The organism is Kribbella sandramycini (assembly GCF_013131805.1).
Classification (GTDB): domain Bacteria; phylum Actinomycetota; class Actinomycetes; order Propionibacteriales; family Kribbellaceae; genus Kribbella; species Kribbella sandramycini.
Genome location: NZ_JABJRC010000003.1, coordinates 927894 through 947656 on the forward strand (window position 1 = coordinate 927894; position 19763 = coordinate 947656).

The 19763-nt window shown below is 69.5% G+C and carries 16 protein-coding genes; 11 read left to right on the plus strand and 5 right to left on the minus strand.

The genetic code is table 11. The features are described from left to right. Positions 1-35: 35 nt before the first annotated feature. Together HPO96_RS39120 and HPO96_RS18010 are read left to right on the plus strand one after the other, a co-directional pair. A complete protein-coding gene (locus tag HPO96_RS39120) occupies positions 36-1379 on the plus strand; it encodes a threonine/serine exporter family protein (RefSeq protein WP_337796689.1) in 1344 nt (447 codons plus the stop codon). Positions 1380-1391: 12 nt separating this feature from the next. Continuing rightward, positions 1392-2582, plus strand: coding sequence for a DNA glycosylase AlkZ-like family protein (locus tag HPO96_RS18010; RefSeq protein ID WP_171674590.1), 1191 nt, complete (start codon positions 1392-1394; stop codon positions 2580-2582). Position 2583: 1 nt separating this feature from the next. On the opposite strand, the gene HPO96_RS18015 is transcribed toward HPO96_RS18010, so the two are convergent. After that, positions 2584-2958: a DUF4185 domain-containing protein gene (locus tag HPO96_RS18015; RefSeq protein ID WP_171674671.1), complete on the minus strand. Its 375-nt coding sequence runs from the start codon at positions 2956-2958 to the stop codon at positions 2584-2586. A gap of 329 nt (positions 2959-3287) precedes the next feature. On the opposite strand from HPO96_RS18015, the gene HPO96_RS18020 reads away from it, so the two are divergent. Together HPO96_RS18020 and HPO96_RS18025 are read left to right on the plus strand one after the other, a co-directional pair. Further along, positions 3288-3686 carry a cyclic nucleotide-binding domain-containing protein gene (locus HPO96_RS18020; protein WP_171674591.1) on the plus strand — a complete coding sequence of 133 codons (399 nt, stop codon included), beginning with the start codon at positions 3288-3290 and terminating at the stop codon, positions 3684-3686. Further along, positions 3676-4674, plus strand: coding sequence for an adenylate/guanylate cyclase domain-containing protein (locus HPO96_RS18025; RefSeq protein ID WP_337796690.1), 999 nt, complete (start codon positions 3676-3678; stop codon positions 4672-4674). Before HPO96_RS18020 ends, HPO96_RS18025 begins: the two co-directional genes overlap by 11 nt. 48 nt (positions 4675-4722) lie before the next feature. On the opposite strand, the gene HPO96_RS18030 is transcribed toward HPO96_RS18025, so the two are convergent. Beyond that, positions 4723-5931 carry an HAAS signaling domain-containing protein gene (locus HPO96_RS18030; protein WP_171674592.1) on the minus strand — a complete coding sequence of 403 codons (1209 nt, stop codon included), beginning with the start codon at positions 5929-5931 and terminating at the stop codon, positions 4723-4725. After that, the gene (locus HPO96_RS18035) at positions 5928-6260 is read right to left on the minus strand and encodes a PadR family transcriptional regulator (RefSeq protein WP_171674593.1); all 333 of its coding nucleotides are present in this window, start codon (positions 6258-6260) and stop codon (positions 5928-5930) included. Before HPO96_RS18035 ends, HPO96_RS18030 begins: the two co-directional genes overlap by 4 nt. A 202-nt stretch (positions 6261-6462) precedes the next feature. Here HPO96_RS18035 and HPO96_RS39900 point away from each other — a divergent pair, with 202 nt between their 5' ends. Both HPO96_RS39900 and HPO96_RS18045 read left to right on the plus strand, forming a co-directional pair. After that, positions 6463-6792, plus strand: a complete 330-nt coding sequence (locus HPO96_RS39900; RefSeq protein ID WP_171674594.1) for a helix-turn-helix domain-containing protein — start codon at positions 6463-6465, stop codon at positions 6790-6792. Beyond that, on the plus strand, positions 6789-8051 hold the full coding sequence (locus HPO96_RS18045; protein ID WP_171674595.1) for a type II toxin-antitoxin system HipA family toxin: 1263 nt from the start codon (positions 6789-6791) through the stop codon (positions 8049-8051). Before HPO96_RS39900 ends, HPO96_RS18045 begins: the two co-directional genes overlap by 4 nt. Positions 8052-8063: 12 nt before the next feature. Here HPO96_RS18045 and HPO96_RS18050 read toward each other — a convergent pair whose 3' ends face one another. After that, positions 8064-10001, minus strand: a complete 1938-nt coding sequence (locus HPO96_RS18050; RefSeq protein ID WP_171674596.1) for a Xaa-Pro dipeptidyl-peptidase — start codon at positions 9999-10001, stop codon at positions 8064-8066. Between the two features lie 181 nt (positions 10002-10182). Between HPO96_RS18050 and HPO96_RS18055 the strand changes: the two genes are divergently transcribed. Beyond that, positions 10183-11163 (plus strand): LacI family DNA-binding transcriptional regulator, encoded by a 981-nt coding sequence (locus HPO96_RS18055; protein ID WP_337796691.1) that lies wholly within the window; start codon positions 10183-10185, stop codon positions 11161-11163. A 27-nt stretch (positions 11164-11190) separates the two neighbouring features. Further along, entirely contained in the window at positions 11191-12093 is a 903-nt protein-coding gene (locus HPO96_RS18060; RefSeq protein WP_171674598.1) for a 1,4-dihydroxy-2-naphthoyl-CoA synthase, read from the plus strand. A gap of 1 nt (position 12094) precedes the next feature. On the opposite strand, the gene HPO96_RS39645 is transcribed toward HPO96_RS18060, so the two are convergent. Beyond that, a complete protein-coding gene (locus HPO96_RS39645) occupies positions 12095-12805 on the minus strand; it encodes a ricin-type beta-trefoil lectin domain protein (RefSeq protein ID WP_171674599.1) in 711 nt (236 codons plus the stop codon). A 544-nt stretch (positions 12806-13349) separates the two neighbouring features. Between HPO96_RS39645 and HPO96_RS18070 the strand changes: the two genes are divergently transcribed. The 3 genes from HPO96_RS18070 to HPO96_RS18080 are packed head-to-tail and all read left to right on the plus strand — an operon-like array spanning position 13350 to position 19383. Further along, on the plus strand, positions 13350-13841 hold the full coding sequence (locus HPO96_RS18070) for a sigma-70 family RNA polymerase sigma factor (protein ID WP_238355159.1): 492 nt from the start codon (positions 13350-13352) through the stop codon (positions 13839-13841). Then, positions 13838-14893: a hypothetical protein gene (locus HPO96_RS18075; RefSeq protein ID WP_171674600.1), complete on the plus strand. Its 1056-nt coding sequence runs from the start codon at positions 13838-13840 to the stop codon at positions 14891-14893. The genes HPO96_RS18070 and HPO96_RS18075 overlap by 4 nt, the downstream gene beginning before the upstream one ends. Further along, complete coding sequence (locus HPO96_RS18080) at positions 14884-19383, plus strand: FtsK/SpoIIIE domain-containing protein (RefSeq protein WP_171674601.1); 4500 nt, start codon at positions 14884-14886, stop codon at positions 19381-19383. The genes HPO96_RS18075 and HPO96_RS18080 overlap by 10 nt, the downstream gene beginning before the upstream one ends. The last annotated feature ends 380 nt before the right edge of the window (positions 19384-19763 follow it).

Sequence of the window (19763 nt, forward strand, 5' to 3'; positions counted from 1 at the left end):
GCGGGTCTGTGGGGTGGGTGTGGTGTGCTGGTGGGGTGGACGGGTTGAGGGAGCAGCGGGAGGTTTATCGGACGTTGGATTTGGCGTTGCGGGTGGGGGAGGTGTTGTTGTCGAGTGGGGCTGGGACGGCGGATGCCACGGCGACGATTTTGGGGGTGACGGCGGCTGGGGGGTTGCGGGGGTGTGAGGTGGATATCACCTTTACGTCGATTGCGATCTCTTATCAGGCATCGCCGGATGCGGCGCCGGAGACGCATATGCGGGTGGTGCGGTATCGGTCGCAGGATTTCAGTCGGTTGAGTGAGGTGGATCGGCTGGTGCGGCGGTTTGCGCGGGGGGAGGTGACGCGGGACGAGGCGAGTCGGGAGTTGGCTCGGTTGACGTCGGCGGGGCCGCCTTATCCGCGGTGGACGGCGGTGCTGGCTTGGGGGGTGATGGCTGGTGGGGCGACGTTGTTGCTCGGGGGCGGTTGGCTGATCACGTTGGTGGCGGTGGTGACCGCTGTGGTGATCGAGTTGAGTAATCGGTGGTTCAATCGGCAGCGGTTGCCGGCGTTCTATCAGCAGGTGGCGGGGGCGTTCGTGGCGACGGCGGTGGCGTTGGTGTTGTACGCCGTGCATGCGCCGGTGAAGCCTTCGTTGGTGGTTGCCGCGGGCATCATTATGTTGCTGGCCGGGATCGCGTTGACCGGTGCGGTGCAGGATGCGATCACGGGGTACTACGTGACGGCGGCCGCGCGCAGCCTGGAGGCCATGCTGCTGACCGGCGGGATCATCGCCGGGGTGAGCCTCGGCCTGGCGATCGGGATCAAACTCGGGTTGCACGTCGGTATCGAGGCCCAGACGATCCAGACGGCGAATCTGCCGATCATGACCGGGGCCGGCGCGTTGATGGCGGTCGCGTTCGCGTATGCGTCGTACGCGCCGTTGCGGTCGCTGATCCCGGTTGCGGTGATCGGCGGCGCCGGGTCGCTGGTGTTCACGTTGATGACGCGGGCCGAGTTCGGGCCGGCCTGGTCGACCGCGGCGGCGGCGTTCACGATCGGGTTCGGGAGTTACTCGCTCGGACGCCGGTTCGGCGTACCGCCGTTGGTGGTGGTCGTGTCGGGGACGGTGCCGCTGCTGCCGGGCCTGACCATCTACAAGGGCCTGTACGAGTTCGCCGGCCTCGGCAACCTGATCGGGATCGTCAGCCTGGCCACGGCGGTCGCGATCTCGATCGCCATCGCGTCCGGCGTCATCCTCGGTGAGTACGTCGCGCAGCCGATCCGCCGCGAGGCCCGCAAACTCGAAGACCGGTTGGCCGGGCCGCGGCTGGTCGGGCCCCGTCGTCCGATCCGGCGGCGGAGCGGGACCTCCCGCCGGAGCCGCCGTACCTGACAGGATGACGGCGTGCCGCACCTCACCGATGCCGAACGCCGCCGCCGACTCGCCGTCCGCCATGGGCTCGCCCAACCCTTCGCGACGGTGGAGGACGCGACCCGCGCCATGACGGTGCTGCACGCGACCGAGTCGGCGTCCGTGCACCTGTCGTTGTGGGCGCGCGTCGCCGGGGTGAGCGTCGACGACGTCGAGCAGGCCCTGTACGCCGATCGCACGCTGATCAAGCAGATGGCGATGCGCCGCACCCTCTTCGTCTTCCCGCGCGACCTGGTGCCGGCCGCGTGGGGGAGCGCGTCGAAGCGAGTCGCCGTCCAGACCCGAACGCAGCTGACCAAGATGCTGACGGACGCCGGGATCGCGGACGGCGCCGCCATCCAGACCTGGCTCGACACCGCGGCCGAGCAGGTGACCGAGCTGCTCTCGGACGGCGTCGCCCGGACGGCCCGCGAGATCCGCGACCATGTCCCGGCGCTCGACGGCCGGGTCAGCTACGGCGGCGAAGGCACCAAATGGAGCGGCGCGACCCCAGTCGGCCCGGTCGTCCTGACGCTGCTCGGCGCCGAGGGCCGGCTGATGCGCGCGGCCAACGCCGGCCACTGGCGCCTCAACAAACCTGCCTGGACCACCACCGAGCACTGGCTGAAGGACGTCGAGCCGCTCGACGAGACGGCCGGATACACCGAGCTCATCCGCCGCTGGCTCGCCACGTTCGGCCCCGGCACCGAGGCCGACATCGTCTGGTGGCTAGGTTCGACGAAGACCGCCGTACGCCGAGCCCTCGCCGACCTGAACGCCGTCGAGGTGTCCATCGACAACGGCACCGGCTGGGTCCTCCCCGGCGATGACGCCGAGACGCCCGAGGTCGAGCCCTGGGCGGCTCTCCTGCCCGCCCTCGACCCGACCGTGATGGGCTGGAAGGAACGCGACTTCTACCTCGATCCCGCCGACAAACCGTTCCTCTTCGACACCAACGGCAACGGCGGGACGACGGCCTGGTGGAACGGCCGCATCGTCGGCTGCTGGGTCCAGGACGCCGACGACCCGGCCGCGCCCGTCCGCCTGATCATCCACGCGGACGTCGACGCCCATGCCCGCAAACTCCTGGACGCCGAAGCGGACCGGCTCACCGCCTGGCTCGACGGCGTCCGCATCAGCAATGTCTACGCCTCACCGCAGATGCGCGGTCAACGCCTGCCCTGAATCAGCGGGTGAGCTTCGTGCGCATCAGGAACACGTTGTACGGATCCCATTGCGACATGGTGAAGTAGAGGTCGGAGCCGGTCGACCACGGGTGCAGGTAGGTCCCGTAGAGCCCTGGGTAGTCGGTGCCGCGGGCAACGATCTGTGCTGGGCTCCACGAGCCGGTCAGCGACTTCGCCGTCCACAGGACGACGGCCCCGCGCTCCTCGTCGAGGTAAAGCATCAACCACTTGCCCAGGTAGGCGTTCCACGGCACGGAGACCTCGGAGATCGGGCCGTTCGCGATCGGCGCCGCCGCCTGCTCCCGGGGTGACCAGCCGCGGCCGTCCCCCCGGCGCCGCCTCCGCCTCCGCAGCAGCTCGACTTGGCCCTCCAGCCGCGAGCCCGGCGATCAGAACCACGGGCAGAACCACTAGCCAGCGCATGACGATCCCGGAAATCGATTTCCCGCCACCTTTGGGTCCAGGCGAAGGTGAGGCAATGGCGGAAGGCCGTCGCTAGGGACAGGAGGTAGTCGCCGGATCGGCGGCCCGGGTGGGGTGTCTCCGGCGTGCGGGTGGATGTATGTACCCGACTACGTCCTGTCGTTCGCGACGTCGACGGTCGCGTGGGGCATGCTGGTGACCGCAAGGTGGAGCCGTTAGAGTTACTGACTGGAAACATCGGCTGATCGCCGGGGTGGCCCGGCGGGCTCGGAGGATCGACGTGGCACTGGGTAGGACTTCTCCACGGGACCTGCCGCTGTTCGCGGATCTGTCCGGACGCGATATCCGGGACATCTTCAAGGCCGGCGAGGAGGTCTCGGTACCGGCCGGCTGGTCGCTGATCCTCGAGCAGACGCCGCCGGACGCGGCGTACCTGATCCTCAGCGGGACGGCGGCGGTGCGGGTCAAGGGCGAGGAGATCGCCGAGCTCGGGCCGGGGGATATCGCCGGTGAGGTCGGCGTCCGGAAGAACACGTTGCGCACGGCAACCGTCACCGCGAAGTCGCGGCTGCAGCTGCTGCATTTCACCCGGGAGAAGTTCGCCGACCTGACGAATCGCCTGCCCGCCTTCCGCGACGCCATCGACGCCACCATCGCCGAGCGCCGCGGTGCCAAGTAACGCCGGCGACGACGAGCCGGCCCCGGCGCCGGATCTGGCCGCCCTGCAAGCGGAGTTCGAGCGCACGCTGCTCGGCGGCGAGCGGAAGTTCACTCGGATCCAGGTGTCCGAGCGAGCAGGTATCTCCAGCGCCCGCGCCGAGCGGATGTGGCACGCGCTGGGGTTCGCGACCGTGCCGGACGACGAGATCGCCTTCACCGACGGCGACGTCGAGGCGCTCCGGCTGGTGGCGGCGCTCGAGGACGACGACTTCATCGACCCGGCCATGGAGTCGTCGCTGGCGCGCAAACTGGGGCAGACCCAGTCGCGCCTGGCGTCCTGGCAGTCGGCGATGTTCCTGGAGTTCCTGGCCGGGTCGTCGAAGCTGTCGGCCGACGAGGCGATCGAGGTCGCCGGGCTGCTGCTGCCCGCGATGGAGCGGCTGCAGAACTACGTCTGGCGGCGGCATCTGGCCGCCGCGGCCGGGCGTGCGGTAGCCGGCTCCGACGAGCTCGCGCGCGGGATCCGGGCGGTCGGGTTCGCGGATATCGTCAGCTACACCCGCCTGACCCGCCGCCTGACCGAGACCGAGCTCGGCCAGCTGATCGAGCGCTTCGAAGGAATGGCCGCGGACGTCGTCGCCCTCAACGGCGGCCGGGTGATCAAGTCGATCGGCGACGAGGTCCTGTTCGTCACCGACACCGCGGCCCAGGGTGCGGCCGTCGCGCTCGCGCTACAGGACGCCGTTCGCACGGCCGGCGACCTGCCCGAGCTGCGGATCGGGCTCGCCTACGGCAGCATCCTGATTCGCCTCGGCGACGTTTACGGCGAGGTGGTCAACATCGCCGCCCGCCTTACCTCCGAGTGCAAACCGGGCCGCGTGCTCGCCGACCGTGAGGTCGCGGCGGCCCTTGACGGGCACGAGGCGTACCACCTGCATCGGTTGCGCCGGGTTTCCGTCCGCGGGTACCGCCACCTCGTCCCGTACGCCCTGCAACGCGCCGACTAAAAGACTGACGGCCGAGCGCGACCGTCGTCGCGCCCGACCATCAGAGCCCTACCGGCTCGGCTGAACAGTCAGCGTCGCACTCGGCTTACCGGACGCCGGCGGCGGCGTCACCTTCGCACTTGGCGTCGGTGTCGGCGAGGCAGGCGGCGGAGTCGGCGTCTGGAACACGATGGGCGGCGGAGTGAACGGCGCCACGGTGGTTTCCCGGCAGTTGTCCGCGGAATCGACGAGCGCGTCGGGCGGGATCACGCCGTACGGGAACTGGTTCTCGATGTGACTGTTGGTGCCTTGCACCCAGTCGCAGTTCTCCCGGGAGTCGATGCGGATCGGCTCGCCGTTCTGGTCGTACAGCAGCACCGAGGTTTGCTTGCCCTGGGCATCGAACGGATAGATGTTGGTGATCTGCATACCGTTGAGCCGCAGCCCGTCGTTCGGCGTGTGGCTCGACGACGACGAGGGGTATCCGTTGCTGAAGACACCGAACGACGCGCCCAGGTAGGCGGCCGACAGGACGGCCGGTACGGCGACGGCGGCGACCACGTTGAGCGGGACGACGTACCAGAGCCAGCGCCGATCCTGCTGCGCCCGACGGGCGATCCAGACCGACACGATCGCGCCGACAATCGCGGCGACGGCGGCGACCGCGCCGGCTCCGAACAGCAGGAAGAATCCACCGGCGCCGACCGCGCCACGCAGCACCCACCACACCGGTTGGCCGATCGTGACCAGCTCCTGGCGAAGCTTCGGTGGGATCTGGGCAACCATGTCCCGGATCAGCGCCTCGCCCTTGGCGCCCCGCGGGGTGTCGAGGACGACGGCCGGATCCTGACCGCGGAGCGCCCGGACACCGAGCCAGGCGGCGAGGAAGAGCACCGCGAAACCGATGAACACGAAGAACGCGCCGACCTCCTCCGCGCCGGCGAAGATCGCGATCGCGACGAAGAACGGGCCCACCGTGGCGGCGATGATCCCCCACCGCAGCGCGGCCTTACCGGGGTGCTTGACCGTCGCCGCCGGCGCGGTGCGGGGTGGGTAACCGGCCGCGTTCCGCAGTTCGTCGGCGTACTGCCGCGGCGTGCCCAGCCGCTCCTGCAGCGCTGCGCTGCTCGGCTCACCATCGAACTCGGCCGCGACCTCGGTCAGATGACCGGTCACGTCGTCCAGGACGTCGGCCAGCTCGCCGGGCGGGAGATCGCTCAGCTCAGCGCGCACCTGGGCCAGGTACGTCGCGACCGCTCCGGTCAGTGTGCTGTTCACGCGGCCTCCTCCTTGGTCAGCAGCAGAACCGACATGATGTCGGCGAAGTTGGTCCAGGTCCGGGTGGACTGCGCCAGCAGGTCGTGCCCAGTCTTGTTGAGTCCGTAGTACTTCCGGTGCGGCCCCTCCTCGCTGGGCTGCACGTACGACGTCAGCGCCCCGGCCGCGAACAGCCGCCGCAGCGTCCCGTACACCGAGGCGTCCGCGACATCCTCGAGCCCCGCGGCCCGCAGCCGCCGCAACACGTCGTACCCATATCCGTCGGCATCTCGCAGCACCGCGAGCACCGCCAAATCCAGCACCCCTTTGAGCAGCTGGCTCGTATCCATCCTGTTCCTCCTCGACTGCACCGGAAGGACGGGCCCCTCAGACCGCCCTCCCGGTGCTCTCCCACCCACACTACTACACACTGCGGAGTACTCCGCAATAACAACAATCGGCGGGAAGGGTGTCCTCGAACGAAGACAGTGATGGCTTGTCTTCGAACGAGGACATTGAGAAGATGTCTTCGAACGAGGACAAGGAAATGCCGTGGCGGACTTGGCGATCGGGGACTGGTCGAAACTCGGCTCGGTCGTTCGGGATCAACGGCAACGGCTCGGACTGAGCCAAACCGAGGCCGCTGCACGCGCGCAGGTCTCCCGTTCCTGGCTGGCCAGAGTCGAGGCCGGGCATCGAGGCGCGGAGCTCGAGCAGGTTCTGCGGCTCTTGGATGTCCTCGGTCTGACGCTGTTCCTGCGGACGTCGGAGCGCGCCGGTGGCCGACGGGGTTCCGAGCAGCTCCGGAGCAGTCATCAGGCGAAAATGGCCGACCGCCGTCGTGCCTGGGGCGAACCCGGTGAGTTGAGGTCCGGGGCATGAGCGACCGACTGGCTGTCCTCCTGTACGGCGAGGTCATCGGCCACCTCGACCGGCGTGCCCGGGGCGACGCGCCGACCTTCACTTACGCGCCGACGTACGTCGAGTCGGGCGTCGTTCCGTTGTCGCTACGGCTACCGATCGCAGCTCGCACCCATCCGGCCCGTCAGGTCGAGCCGTATCTCCGTGGGCTCCTGCCGGAGAACGACCAGACTCGTGCTCGATGGGCGGATCGACTCGACACCACGGCCGACGACCTCTTCGGAGTACTCGCGGTCATGGGCTGGGACTGCCCGGGCGCGGTGCAGTTCTGCGCTCCCGATCGCGTTGACGAACTGCGGCGCCGAGACGGCGAGCTCGTCTCCGTCGACGAAGCTCAGATCGCGCAGCGGTTGCGCAGGCTGGCCGATCAGCCGGCGTCCTGGTCGATGCCCGACGAGCACTGGTCGCTCAGCGGCCAGCAAGAGAAGTTCGCGCTCACCCTGATCGAGGACCGGTGGTACCAAGCGCAGGGCGCGGCGCCCACCACGCACATCGTCAAACCGGGGATCCGGGCGCTCATGCACCAGGCGCTGGTCGAGCATGTCAGCATGGCGGCCGCCGCTGAGCTGGCGGTCGACGTCGCGGACAGCCAACTGCTGCGGTTCGAGGATCAGTGGGCGATCGTCGTCCAGCGGTTCGACCGCGTCATCGGCGACGACGAGATCACGCGCATCCACCAGGAGGACTTCTGCCAGGCGCTCGGCCGGCTTCCGGAGTCGAAGTACGAGAGCCGCGGCGGGCCAGGCCTGGCAGATATGGTCAGGCTCGTTCGCACCCAGTCGACCACGCCGTCCGACGATTTGCTGGCCTTGGCCGATTTCGCTCTGATCAACCTTGTCGCCGGCGCCCCCGACGGCCACGCGAAGAACATCTCGCTGCTACTCGCTCCGGACGGCGGACGCTGGGTCGCGCCGCTCTACGACCTCGCCACCGGCCTCGCGTACGACGGCGACGCGGTCGATCGGAGGATCGCGTTGTCGATCGGCGGTGAAAGGCTCGTCAGCCGGATCAGGGAACGTCAATGGGGTAAGGCGGCAGCGACCCTCGGGCTGTCGGAGGCCCAACTCCTCGGCCGGGCGCGCAATCTTGCCGAGCAGTACCCGAGCGCTTTCGAGAAGGCGCTCGGGACCGTCGCCGACGCTCCAGGCGCCCAAGCCGTCGCCGATCAGGCGTTACCTGAGCTACGCCGTCACTGCGCCACGTTGCTGAAAGCCTGGTGACTTGGACGTGTCCTAGTTCTTCGGGTCGTGGAGGTCGGGGCGGCGGGTGGGGGTGGTGATGTCGACCTGGATGGGGGTTTGTTTGGTGGGGGCCGTCAGGTTGCCGGTGGTGAGAGGGAGGTTGAGGCGGCTGGCGGCGAGGTCGATGTCGATGGAGGCGCCGGTGTCGTTGGGGCTGGTCCATTCGGCGTCGGAGAGGGTGACGGCGAGGCCGAGGATGCGGCCCTTGGGGAGGACTTGGTCCTGGGCGCGGAGCGGGACGGTGACGGTGGTCCAGCGGCCGGGGGTGAGCGGTTTGGGTTTGCTCAGGGAGTTGCTGTGGGCGGCGTCGATCCAGCCGCGGCTGACGATGCCGTGGTCGGAGCGGGTGGTGAGCTTCTGGATCTTGAAGTAGCAGGCGTCGTCGTAGTCGGTCTGGGCGCCGTTGCAGTCGAACTCCTTGGTGGTACGCACACCGGAGAAGCGCTGGGCGTCGCCGTACTCGACGAGGCGGGCGGTGATCGGGGTGGTGGCCGAGTCGGCCTTGACGCGGAGCGTCACGGTCGGGGTACCGCTGACCCGGATCGCGGTCGGGAGCGGGGCGGAGAGGAACATCTGCCGGCCGGCGATCTCGGTGGTCGGGTCCGCGACGATGTCGTCCTCGGTGAGCTCGGGGTCGTCGGTGACGGTGACCGTCCCGTTGCCAATGGCACCGAGTTTGCCGGCCGCCAGCGGGATCGGCAGCGCGGCCTTGGTGGCCGGCCAGGTGCGGTAGTTCTGCCAGACGTCCGGCGCGGTCTCGACCGTCGCCATCGGCTCCTTCATGACGTTGTTCTTCAGGCCCTGCAGCCAGTAGTCGAACCACTTGTGCAGCTCGTCGACCCACTCGTCCCGGCGGAACTCGAACGGGTCGACGTGGTCCTCCAGGCCGAGCCAGATCTTCCGTGGGACGCCGCGCTTGGCGAGCGCGTCCCACCACTGGGAGAAGTGGTTGGTCTGCACGTTGTAGTCGGCCAGGCCGTGCGCCACGAACACCGACGCCTTCACCTTGCGGACGTCCTTGACGTAGTCGCGCTCGGCCCAGAACTTCGTGTAGTCGCCGGTCTCGTCGTCGTCGTTGTCACCCAGCTTCGCGCGGACGGCGTCGCACGCGGGGGTGTCGTGGCCGACGTACCCACCGAGCCAGGGCATGTAGTCGTCGCTGTACGGCACGCCGCCGGAACGGGTGTAGTCGTACCACGAGGAGATCGCCGAGATCGGCACGATCGTCTTCAGGCCCTTGACGCCGGTCGCGGCCACGCCGTTGGCCAGCGTGCCGTCGTACGACTTGCCGATCATGCCGACGGCGCCGTTCGTCCAGGACGCCGAAACGGGGACGCCGTCCGCGGTGTGCGCGGTGTTGCGGCCGTTCAGCCAGTCGATCACCGCGACGACCGAGTCGATCTCGTCCTTGCCGCCGACGTCGCCGCAGCCGGTCGAGCGCCCGGTGCCGACGATGTCGACGCCGACCACGGCGTACCCGCGCGGGACGAAGTAGTTGTCGTAGAACAGCGGCATCTTCTTGATGACGCCGTCCTCGTCGTAGGTCTTCTTCTCGCTCTCGTTCCCGCGGCCGCAGCAGGAGAAGTACGGCGAGGCGTCCATGATGACGGGGATCCGGCGACCGGCCAGCGCGGTCTCGGTCGGCCGCACGATGTCGACGGCGATCACGTCGCCCGCGCCGTCGGAGTCGGTGTCCATCGTGGTGTCGACGTACACGGACTCGCGGATCGCGTTCTTGTAGTCGTAGACCGGTTTGGTGCTCTGGCTACGGACGTCGACGTTCTCCGGGACGGCGGCGGCCGGCGCGGCGGATGGGCTGCCGCCCGGGCCGTCCGGCATCGGGGCAGCCGTCGCCGTACTCACGGCGGCGCCGAAACAGAGCGCGGTGGACGAGACCAGGATCGTCACCCTGGCGCGGACGGTCGTCATGGATGGGAAGGCTAGCCACTGACGGGTGCCAAAGCCAGGTTCTGAGCAGATTGACCGCGACTTGCCCGGCACACAGCGTGACGGCAAAGGTATTCCGATAAGGTGACCGCCACCGCCCCGGGGGGAAGAGGTACGAAAGGGTAGGCCAGTGAATCTGCGAGCACCGGTGACATTACTGGATGTGGCACAGCGTGCGGGTGTGTCGGTAGCGACCGCTTCGCGCGTGCTGAACGGCGGCGATCGCGTCCCGCGGCCCGAGCTGCAGGAGCGCGTCAAAGCAGCCGCCGAAGAGCTCGGCTACACGCCGAACGCCCAGGCCCAGGCCCTGGCCAAGTCGTCCACCAACGTGGTCGGCATCCTCGTCCACGACATCGAGGACCCGTACTTCGCCGCGATCGCGAACGGCGTCATGCGCGCCGCCGACGAGCGCAACCTGCTGGTGATGCTGGCCAGCACGTTCCGCGACGCCGAGCGGGAGATCGCCTACCTGGCCTCGCTGCGCGCCCAGCGCGCCCGCGCCGCGGTGATGATCGGCTCCCGGCGGACGGATGCCGAGAGCCTGGCCCGGACGGCGTCCGAAGTGGGCTCGTTCCTGAACTCCGGCGCCGGTCTCGCGCTGGTCAGCCAGTCCGGGATGCCGGCGCACACGATCGAGCCCGACAACCGGGCCGGCGCCGCCGCGCTCGCCCGCGAGCTGGTCGGCCTCGGCTGGCGGAGGTTCGCCGTCCTCGGCGGGCCCGACACCCTCGCGACGGCGCGTGACCGGCGGGACGGATTCCTGGCCGGCCTGGCCGATTCCGGACTTGAGCCGGTGGCGATCGAGAGCGGCGACTTCACCCGGGACGGCGGCCACGCCGCGATCGAGCGGCTGCTGGATCGTGGTGTCGGCGCGGACTGCGTTTTCGCGGTGAACGACGTGATGGCGGTCGGCGCGATGTCGGCGCTCCGCCAGCGCGGCGTCGACGTACCGGGGCAGCTGGGGGTTGCCGGGTTCGACGACATCGCCACCCTGCGGGACGTCTGGCCCGGTCTGACGACCGTTCGGCTGCCGTTGGAGCAGATGGGCCGGCGCGCGCTCGAGCTGGCCATCCACGGCGGCGAGCCGACCACGGAGACCTTCCGCGCCGAGGTCGTCCTGCGCGAAAGCACCGCCCGCGCCTGAGTCGAGGGCCTGAACTAGGCTCGGCAGGTGACCGTTTCCGAGATCTTCGACCCGTCCGCCTGGAAGCAGGTCGACGGCTTCGAGCTGACCGACATCACCTACCACCGGGCAGTTGACGCGGGCGTCGTACGGATCGCGTTCAACCGGCCCGAGGTGCGCAACGCGTTCCGGCCGCACACGGTCGACGAGTTGTACCGCGTGCTCGACCACGCGCGGATGTCGAGTGACGTCGGCTGCGTGCTGCTGACCGGTAACGGCCCCTCACCGCGGGACGGCGGCTGGGCGTTCTGCTCCGGCGGCGACCAGCGGATCCGCGGCAAGGACGGCTACAAGTACGCCGAGGGCACCACCGCGGAGTCCATCGATCCGGCGAAGGCCGGCCGGCTGCACATCCTCGAGGTGCAGCGGCTGATCCGGTTCATGTCCAAGGTCGTGATCTGCGTCGTCCCGGGCTGGGCCGCCGGCGGCGGGCACAGCCTGCACGTCGTCGCGGACCTGACGCTCGCCTCGGCCGAGCACGCGCGGTTCAAGCAGACGGACGCCGATGTCGCGTCGTTCGACGGCGGGTTCGGTTCGGCGTACCTGGCCCGGCAGGTCGGCCAGAAGTTCGCCCGGGAGATCTTCTTCCTCGGTGACGAGTACTCCGCCGAGGACGCCTACCGGATGGGCATGGTGAACAAGGTCGTCCCGCACGCCGAGCTCGAAGCGGTGGCGCTCGAGTGGGGTAAGAAGATCTGCGCGAAGTCGCCGACTGCTCAGCGAATGCTCAAGTACGCCTTCAACCTGATCGACGACGGCCTGGTCGGCCAGCAACTGTTCGCCGGCGAGGCGACCCGCCTGACCTACGGCACCGACGAAGCCGCCGAGGGCCGCGACTCCTTCCTGGAGAAGCGCCCCGCCGACTGGTCGCCGTACCCGTACGCCTTCTAGTTCACTTGTTGTGCCACTTCTGCACCGCGGTGTTGGCGCAGGGGCGGAGGACGAGGCTGGCGCCGTTGTTGCCGGAGTCGGCGGTGACGCACTTTTGGGTGTTGGGGTTCATCAGCTCACGCTTCTCGGTGAGCTGGAACTTCTGCGCCCAGCCGCCGTTGCAGTTGGCGAGCTGAACCCGGGTGCCGTCGGCGCTCTGGGCGTTCGCCAGATCCATGCAGAGGCCCATCGAGCGGACTGAGCTGTCGGGCTGGAAAATCCAGCTCTGGTTGGCGTTTCCGGTGCAGTCCCAGGCCAGGAGCGGGGTGCCGTCGCGGCCGACGCCGTCGGCGGAGCCCTGGACGTCGATGCAGCGGTTGGACGCGTCGCTCATCAGCTTCATCGGCTGCTGCGCCGCACCGAGCGCGGGCGGGCGGCTCTCGTTGCTCTTGTCACCGGTAGGCACCTTGACCGTGGTGGTCGTCTTGGTGGTGGTCGTCGCGGTGGCCGTGGTCGTCGCCGTCGTGGTCGCCGTCGCGGTGGTGGTGGCCGGCGGCAGGGTGACGGTGGCGGTCAGGTTCTTCCCCGGGACGGTGACGACCATCGTGGTGTTCTTACCGGGAACGGTCACGGTTGCCGGCGGCAACGTTACGGTCACCCCCGGCTTGAGCACGGTGGTCACCGACTTGCCCGGAGTGGGCAGGCCGGCCGGCGTCGTCCGCTGGTCAACCACTGGCAGATCGGCCGCATAGACAGGTGAATTTCCGCCGCTGGGCTGCAGTAAAGCCGATACGGTAAACGCAATCCCAGCCACGAAACCGGTCACCAAAAGGGTTGCCGACCAGGCGCGCCGGTCGGGCATTCGGGTGACCCGCGGGACGTCGGGACGTTTGGCGAACGTATCCGCGAAGCGGGACGAGGTTTTCGGTGACCTCACGTCGGCTCCTGAGGCTTTGGGGCGGGGGACTGCCGCTCATTTGAGCGTGCTCATATGAGCGCGAAGCTATGCCTGCAAGGGTTTTGCGGGCAATGCCATTCAGCAGGATCAGCCCAACAATGCGCTCCCGTCAAACGATGGCGAGTCTGTGATGCCGGTCACCGCACAAAATCGACCGGTCGTCGTATGAGACCTCATTGTTGCGGACTGTTCACCGTGCGTTGTTGCCATGAGAGCGTTCTCAGTTTACTTTGGCGACTGATCTGGGGGTCCTCCAACGAGTCGCCCACGAGGGAGATCCATCATCGACGAGTGCGCGCGCCGGACCATCGTCATCGATTTGTGTCTGGCCGAACGAGACAGCCTGCGCAGGTATGTGACGAGCATCCTGGGCCGCGACAGCCATGCCGTCGAGGACGTCGTGCAGGAAACCCTGCTGCGCGCCTGGCAGCTGGCCGAGCGGATCGAATGGCAGGACCGGCCCGTCCGGATGTGGTTGTTCCGGGTGGCGCGCAACCTCGTCGTCGACCAGCATCGCCGCGAGGGCCGCGCCGTCCCGGTCGGGCTGGACGCCGCCGATTTCGAACAGGCGCGCGAATCCGACCCCGCGGAGGAGGTGACGGACCGCCGCCTCGTCGTCGACCTGCTGGCCCGGTTGTCACCTGCGCATCGTGAGGTGGTGGCCCGGATCCATCTGCTCGGGCATGCCGGTGAAGAGGTCGCGGCCGTGCTCGGCGTCCCGCTGGGGACGGTGAAATCACGGGCCCACAACGCCGTTCGGCAGATTCGCGCCGAGCTGACGCGAGGAGATTGGGCCGGAGCGGCTGCATGAACGTGTTCGGCAGCTCGGGGGTGCGGGCGTTCCTGGGGTACGTCGGTCTCGCGCTGCTCGTCATCGTCCTGGTCAACCTGCTCGTCCGCCGGCTCGGCGGCTGGCGCAAGCTCGGCCGCTGGATCAAGCGCGAGACCCGCCGGACGGTCAACGCCTTCGTCGAGCCGATCGCGGCCCGCCGCCGGTACAAGCGCCGGCTCCGCCTGCTCGGCCAGGTGTTACGCGACCAGCAGGCCTGGGTCGCCGCCGAACAGGTGATTGTTGCCGCCGCCAACCTTCTGCCCGGGTACGCCCCGTACGCCGTCGCCCTGACGCGCAAGCGGGTCGGCGTGCTCGTCGCCGGACCGGATGCGCACGCGCCGCTGCCCGCGCCTTGGCAGCACGACGACCAGGATCCGCGGCTGTGGTGGATCGACCGCGACAGTGTGCCGGAGCCAGCCGCCCGCCGCGCCGAGACGCCGCTGCTCGTCTGTCTGGGCACCGACAGCGGCGGCACCGCCGTCCTGATGATCGACCTGCTCTCCGGCCCGCGCAGTCTCTCGGTGTACGGCGTCGATCGGATCGCGCGGCCCGTCGTCCAGGCGATCGCGGCGCAGCTCGACGTCCGGCTGCCGGTCGGCGCCATCGAGGTTGCCGAGGGCATCCATTCGCAACACGACGGGCTGCCGCTCGCGCAGGCCGTGGTCCGGCTCGGCGCCTGGTTCATCGTCGGCGCCGAGCCGCTGCATGTCCCGCTCCCCTCCGGACGCCGACTGCTCAGTCTCGGCCCGGCCCGCGGCAGCAGCCGGCTGGTCGAAGCGCTGCCCGATCAGAGTCTGCGACTGCACGGCGCGGCCGAGTGGCTCCGCATCGATCCGTTGCCGTTGGCAAGGGCTGTGCAGCGCTCGATCCGCAGTCTGCCGCCGCACGACTTCGGCACCGACACCTCATTCACCACGGCCGAGCCGCTCGACGACCTGGACGACCTGCGGATGCCGGCCGGCACGATCGGCGTCTCGGCGTCCGCCGCCGACGCCGGTGAGCCAACCCGGAAGGCTGCCTCGTGGAGCTGAACCTCACCACTGTCGAAGCCCGCTCCGGCGAGCGCGCCGACCGGCTCGTGCGGGTTCCGCGCGGTCTGTCGGTCGCCGGTCTGGCCGAAGGCCTCGGCCGCCCGGGGACGCCGTTGTTCCTCGGGCGACGGCTCCTCGACCCGACGGCTCCGCTAGCTGGGTCCGGCGTTCGGACCGGTGGGGTGATCGGGCTCGGTGGGCCGATCGACGTACCGGATCTGCTGCAGCGGCGGCCAACCGGGCCTGCGCCGGTCGTGGTCGAGTTGCATGCGGTGTCCGGGCCGCAGGCGGGTCGGGTCTGGCGGGTCGGTCCGGGGAGTCATGAGATCGGGTCGGATCCGCTCTGCACGATCCGGTTGACCGGGGCCGACGTACCCGAGGGCGGCCTGTGGGTGACCGTCGGGCCGGCCGGTGAGGCGTTCTGGCACCGCACCGACGATCTGACCGGGGATGTCGCGAGCCGGCAGATCGGGCCGCCTGAGGACGATGCCGCGACGACGGCGATCCGGGTGCACGACGACGAGACCGTCGGCAATCCGGAGAAGCCGCAGCGGGTGATCAACCCTGGTCATGCCGCGGTCGGTGAGGTGCGGGAGTGGCCGCCGGACGAGGACCTGGCGATCGGCACGGTGCTGCTGCGCTGCAGCGGCGCGCTCGAGCCGCAGGCCGCCGTCCGCGTCGCCGACGACGGCTTCACGCTGGACTACAACCGCCCGCCGCGGCTCGCGCCGCACCTGGACGACGAGAAGGTCCGCCTGCCGAACCCGCCGGCGCCGCCGCAGAAGCGGCCGTTCCCGTGGCCGGTGGTGATGGCGCCCGTCGTGCTCGGTCTGGTGATGGTCGGGCTGTTCAACTCGTACTACTTCCTCGTCTTCACGATGCTCAGCCCGATGATGATGGGCATGAACTACTTCAGCGCCCGGAAGACCGGCCGCGCTGACCACATCGAGGCCCGGAAGCGGTACTTCGCCCGAATGGCCGCGTTGGAGGAGGAGATCGAGGCCGCGGTCGGCCGGGAGCGGCTGATCCGGAACGTGACCGCGCCCGACCCGGTGCGGATCGCGCAGCTGGCGACGCGTCCGGGCAGCCGGCTGTGGGAGCGTCGGCGTACCGATCCGGACTACCTGCTACTTCGGTTGGGGACGGCGGACCAGTCGTCGCTGAAGGAGCTGGACGACCAAGGGCGCGAGGAGAACCACCGGACGATTCGGTGGACGATCCCGGATGCGCCGATCGCGGTGCCGTTGCGGCAACACGGCGTGGTGGGGATCGCGGGGCCGGCGGCGACGATCCGCGGGGTGTCGCGGTGGCTGGCGATTCAGGCCGCGGTACTGCATTCGCCGCAGGCGCTGCGGATCGTGGTGCTCGCGGACGAGGACACCGTCGACGAGTGGGACTGGGTGCGCTGGCTGCCGCAGATGCAGCCGGACAAGGCTGGTGCGGCGGTTCTGATCGCGAATGACGAGACGACGACGTACGCCCGGATCAGTGAACTGATCGCGCAGGTCCAGGGGCGGCATCGGCGGATCGCGGCCGAAGGTCAGTCGGCGCAGAAGCAGTTGCCGGAGACCGAGATCGTCGTCATCGCGGATGGGTCGCGGCGACTGCGCGACGTACCGGGGTTCATCCAGGTGCTGACCGATGGGCCTGCTGTCGGCGTGTACTCCGTTTGCCTGGACCGGGACGAGCGGTTGCTGCCGGAGGAGTGCGGCGCGGTGATCGCGGCCGAGGCGGAGACGCTGACTGTCCGACGTCCGGGGATTCCGGACCAGGAGAACGTGCGGGCCGATCTCGTGACGCCGGAGTGGTGTGAGCAGATCGCGCGGGCGCTCGCGCCGGTGCGCGACATCAGCCCGGACCACGACGCCGGTCTGCCGAAGCAGGTCAAGCTGCTCGACGAGCTCGACCTGGAGCCGCCGGCGCCGACCACGATTCTCGAGCGGTGGCGTCGGCGTCCGGCCAGTACGTCGTTCGTTCTCGGCACCGACTTCGACGGGCGGTTCGTGGTCGACCTGGTCGCGGACGGGCCGCACGGCCTGATCGCCGGGACGACGGGCTCGGGTAAGTCGGAGCTGTTGCAGACGATGGTCGCGTCACTTGCGGTGGCGAACCGGCCGGATGAGCTGACGTTCGTTCTGGTCGACTACAAGGGCGGCAGCGCGTTCAAGGAGTGCGCCGGGCTGCCGCACACGTTGGGGATGGTGACCGACCTCGACTCGCATCTGGTCGAGCGGGTGCTGATCTCGCTGGACGCCGAGCTGCGGCGGCGGGAGCGGATCCTGGCCGCGGCGGACGCGAAGGATCTGGTCGACTACCAGATCAAGCGGGCGGCGGATCCGTCGATCGCGCGACTGCCGCGCTTGTTGCTGGTGATCGACGAGTTCGCCGCGATGGTGGCGGAGATTCCGGACTTCGTGCCCGGGCTGATCAGTCTGGCGCAGCGGGGGCGGTCGCTGGGGATTCACTTGATTTTGGCGACGCAGCGGCCGGCTGGTGTGGTCACTGGAGATATCCGGGCGAACACGAACCTGCGGATCGCGCTGCGGGTGACCGACCAGTCGGAGAGCCAGGACGTCGTCGACGTCAACGAGGCGGCGTCGATCAGCACCGGGATCCCGGGGCGCGCGCTGATTCGGCGGGGGCCACGGTTGGCCGATCTGTTCCAGACGGCGTGGGTCGGTGCGGAGCGCAAGGACGAGGCGGAGCCGAGTGGGCCGGTTGACCCAGCCGGCGTACTGGTGACCGAACTGCCGTGGGAGGCGTTGGGGCGGCCGGTGGAGCGGGAGGTCGAGGAAGAGGTCGAGGAGGCCGCTGCGACCGTACCGGTGACGGACCTGCAGGTGTTGGTCGAGGCGCTGCGGGAGGCGTCGACCGAGTTGCCGGACTTCGCCGTCCAGCCGAAGCCTTGGCAGCCGGCGCTTGGTTCGCAGATTCTGTTGACGGATCTGCCGGACACGAGCGAGCGGGAGATGTTCGCGCCGTACGCGCTGGAGGACATTCCGGCTCTGCAGCAGCAGCGGGTGGCGGGGATCGACTTCGACACGTTCGGGCATCTGTATGTGATCGGTGCGCCGCGGTCGGGGCGGACGCAGACGTTGCGGACGATGGCGGCGTCGGCGGCGAAGTACTTGAGTGTGGCCGACGTACACATCTACGGGATCGACGCGGCCGGTGGCGCGCTGGCGCCGCTGGAGTCGTTGCCGCATTGCGGCGCGGTCGTTTCGCGGCACGACATGGAGCGGATGACGCGACTGCTGCGGCGGCTCAACCAGGAGCTGACCGAGCGGCAGGAGCTGGCTGGGCAGCACAATGCAACCGGTCTGACCGAGCTGCGCAAGGCGCTGCCGAAGGCGAAGCGGCCGGCGCACATCATGGTGTTGATCGACGGCTGGGATGCGTTGTCGACGATGCTCGACGACCATGACAGCGGGAACCTGTTCAGCGAAGTACTGCGGTTGCTGCGGGAGGGCGGTGCGCTGGGGATCCACCTGATCGCGACGTCCGAACGGTCGCTGCTGGGTGGGCGGCTCTCGTCGCACAACGACCACAAACTCCTGCTCCGCCAGGCGGACCGGACCGACTACCAGGCCGCGGGCCTGCGGCTGGCGAAGGTACCGGCGATGGTCGGCTCGGGGCGCGGGTGGCATGTGCTGACCGCGACCGAGACGCAGGTCGCCGTCCTCGCCGAGGGTGGCGGTTCGGCGCAGGTGGAGGCGATCCGCGCGATCGCGGCCGAGGCCGCCAAGCGCGACTTCAAGGTCGCGGCGGCTCGGCGTCCGTTCACGATCGCCGAACTGCCGACGGCGGTCGAGTTCGCCGAGGCGTACGAGAAGGTTGCCGCCGAGGATCGGCGTCCGCTCTGGGGCCTGGTCGGTCTCGGCGGCGACGAAGGCGGCGCGATCGGCGTCGACCTGGCCGGCATCGGCTCGTCGTACGCCGTCCTCGGATCACCCGGCTCGGGCCGCAGTAACGCCCTCTCCTGCCTGGCCGTCTCCCTGCTCGCCGCCGGCTCCTCGCTCGTCGTCATCACCCCCCGCGAATCGCCGCTGCGGATGCTCCAACGCCACCCCCAGGTCGCCCTGATGAGCCAGGCCGACCCAGCCGAAGACATCCTCCGCGCCGCCCTCGACGGCCTCACCGGCCCCAAGGTCATCGTCATCGACGACGCCGACCTCCTGATGACCGCGGCCGCCGACAAAATCCTCAAGGACATTGTCGTCTCCGGCCGCGACCAAGGCCTCGCCCTGATCTTCGCCGCCACCACCGACGGCTTCCAGTCCGGCCTCTCCGGCTGGGCCTCCGCCGCCCGCCGAGCCCGCCGCGGCCTCCTCCTCGAAGCCCGCTCCATGTCCGACGGCGACCTCATCGGCGTCCGCCTCGGCCCCTCCGTCCTCCGCGCCACCCCCCGCCTCGGCCGAGCCTGGACCACCGGCCCAGCCGCCCAACCCCAAACAGTCCAAGTCCCCCTAACCATCCTCCGCCCCGAGTAGTTGTCAGGCGGGCGAAGCCCCACGCGCCGCCTACGCGAGGCTCGTCCGTCGCCCCGCTCGCGCCACTCCCACCCACCCCCACACGGTGCGTGCTACCGCCCGCGCCCACCGCTCCGCGCGACGTGCGGGCTACCGCCCGAAACTGCGGGCTAACGCCCGCGGCGTCCTACCCCGCCAGTCCGCGTGCGCGCTTCGCGCGAGAACGGGCTGTCGCCCGGTTTGTGCTGTACCGCCACGCCGCGTTCGCGTGAGTGCGGGTGCTACCACGCGGTGCCGCGTTTGTGGGTGGCGGCGAGGTCCGCACGACCTGCGTGGCTCGGCGGGGGCGGACCGCCGGCACTCACCAACTGTGCGGAGTAGCGGCTCGCCGCGCCTGGGGC

What these genes read in the sequence shown, in the direction of transcription:
- HPO96_RS18035 (WP_171674593.1), bottom strand. Translation starts at nt 6,260, where the DNA reads ATGGATACGAGCCAGCTGCTCAAAGGGGTGCTGGATTTGGCGGTGCTC.
- HPO96_RS18045 (WP_171674595.1), top strand. Translation starts at nt 6,789, where the DNA reads ATGAGCGACCGACTGGCTGTCCTCCTGTACGGCGAGGTCATCGGCCAC.
- HPO96_RS18050 (WP_171674596.1), bottom strand. Translation starts at nt 10,001, where the DNA reads ATGACGACCGTCCGCGCCAGGGTGACGATCCTGGTCTCGTCCACCGCG.
- HPO96_RS18075 (WP_171674600.1), top strand. Translation starts at nt 13,838, where the DNA reads ATGAACGTGTTCGGCAGCTCGGGGGTGCGGGCGTTCCTGGGGTACGTC.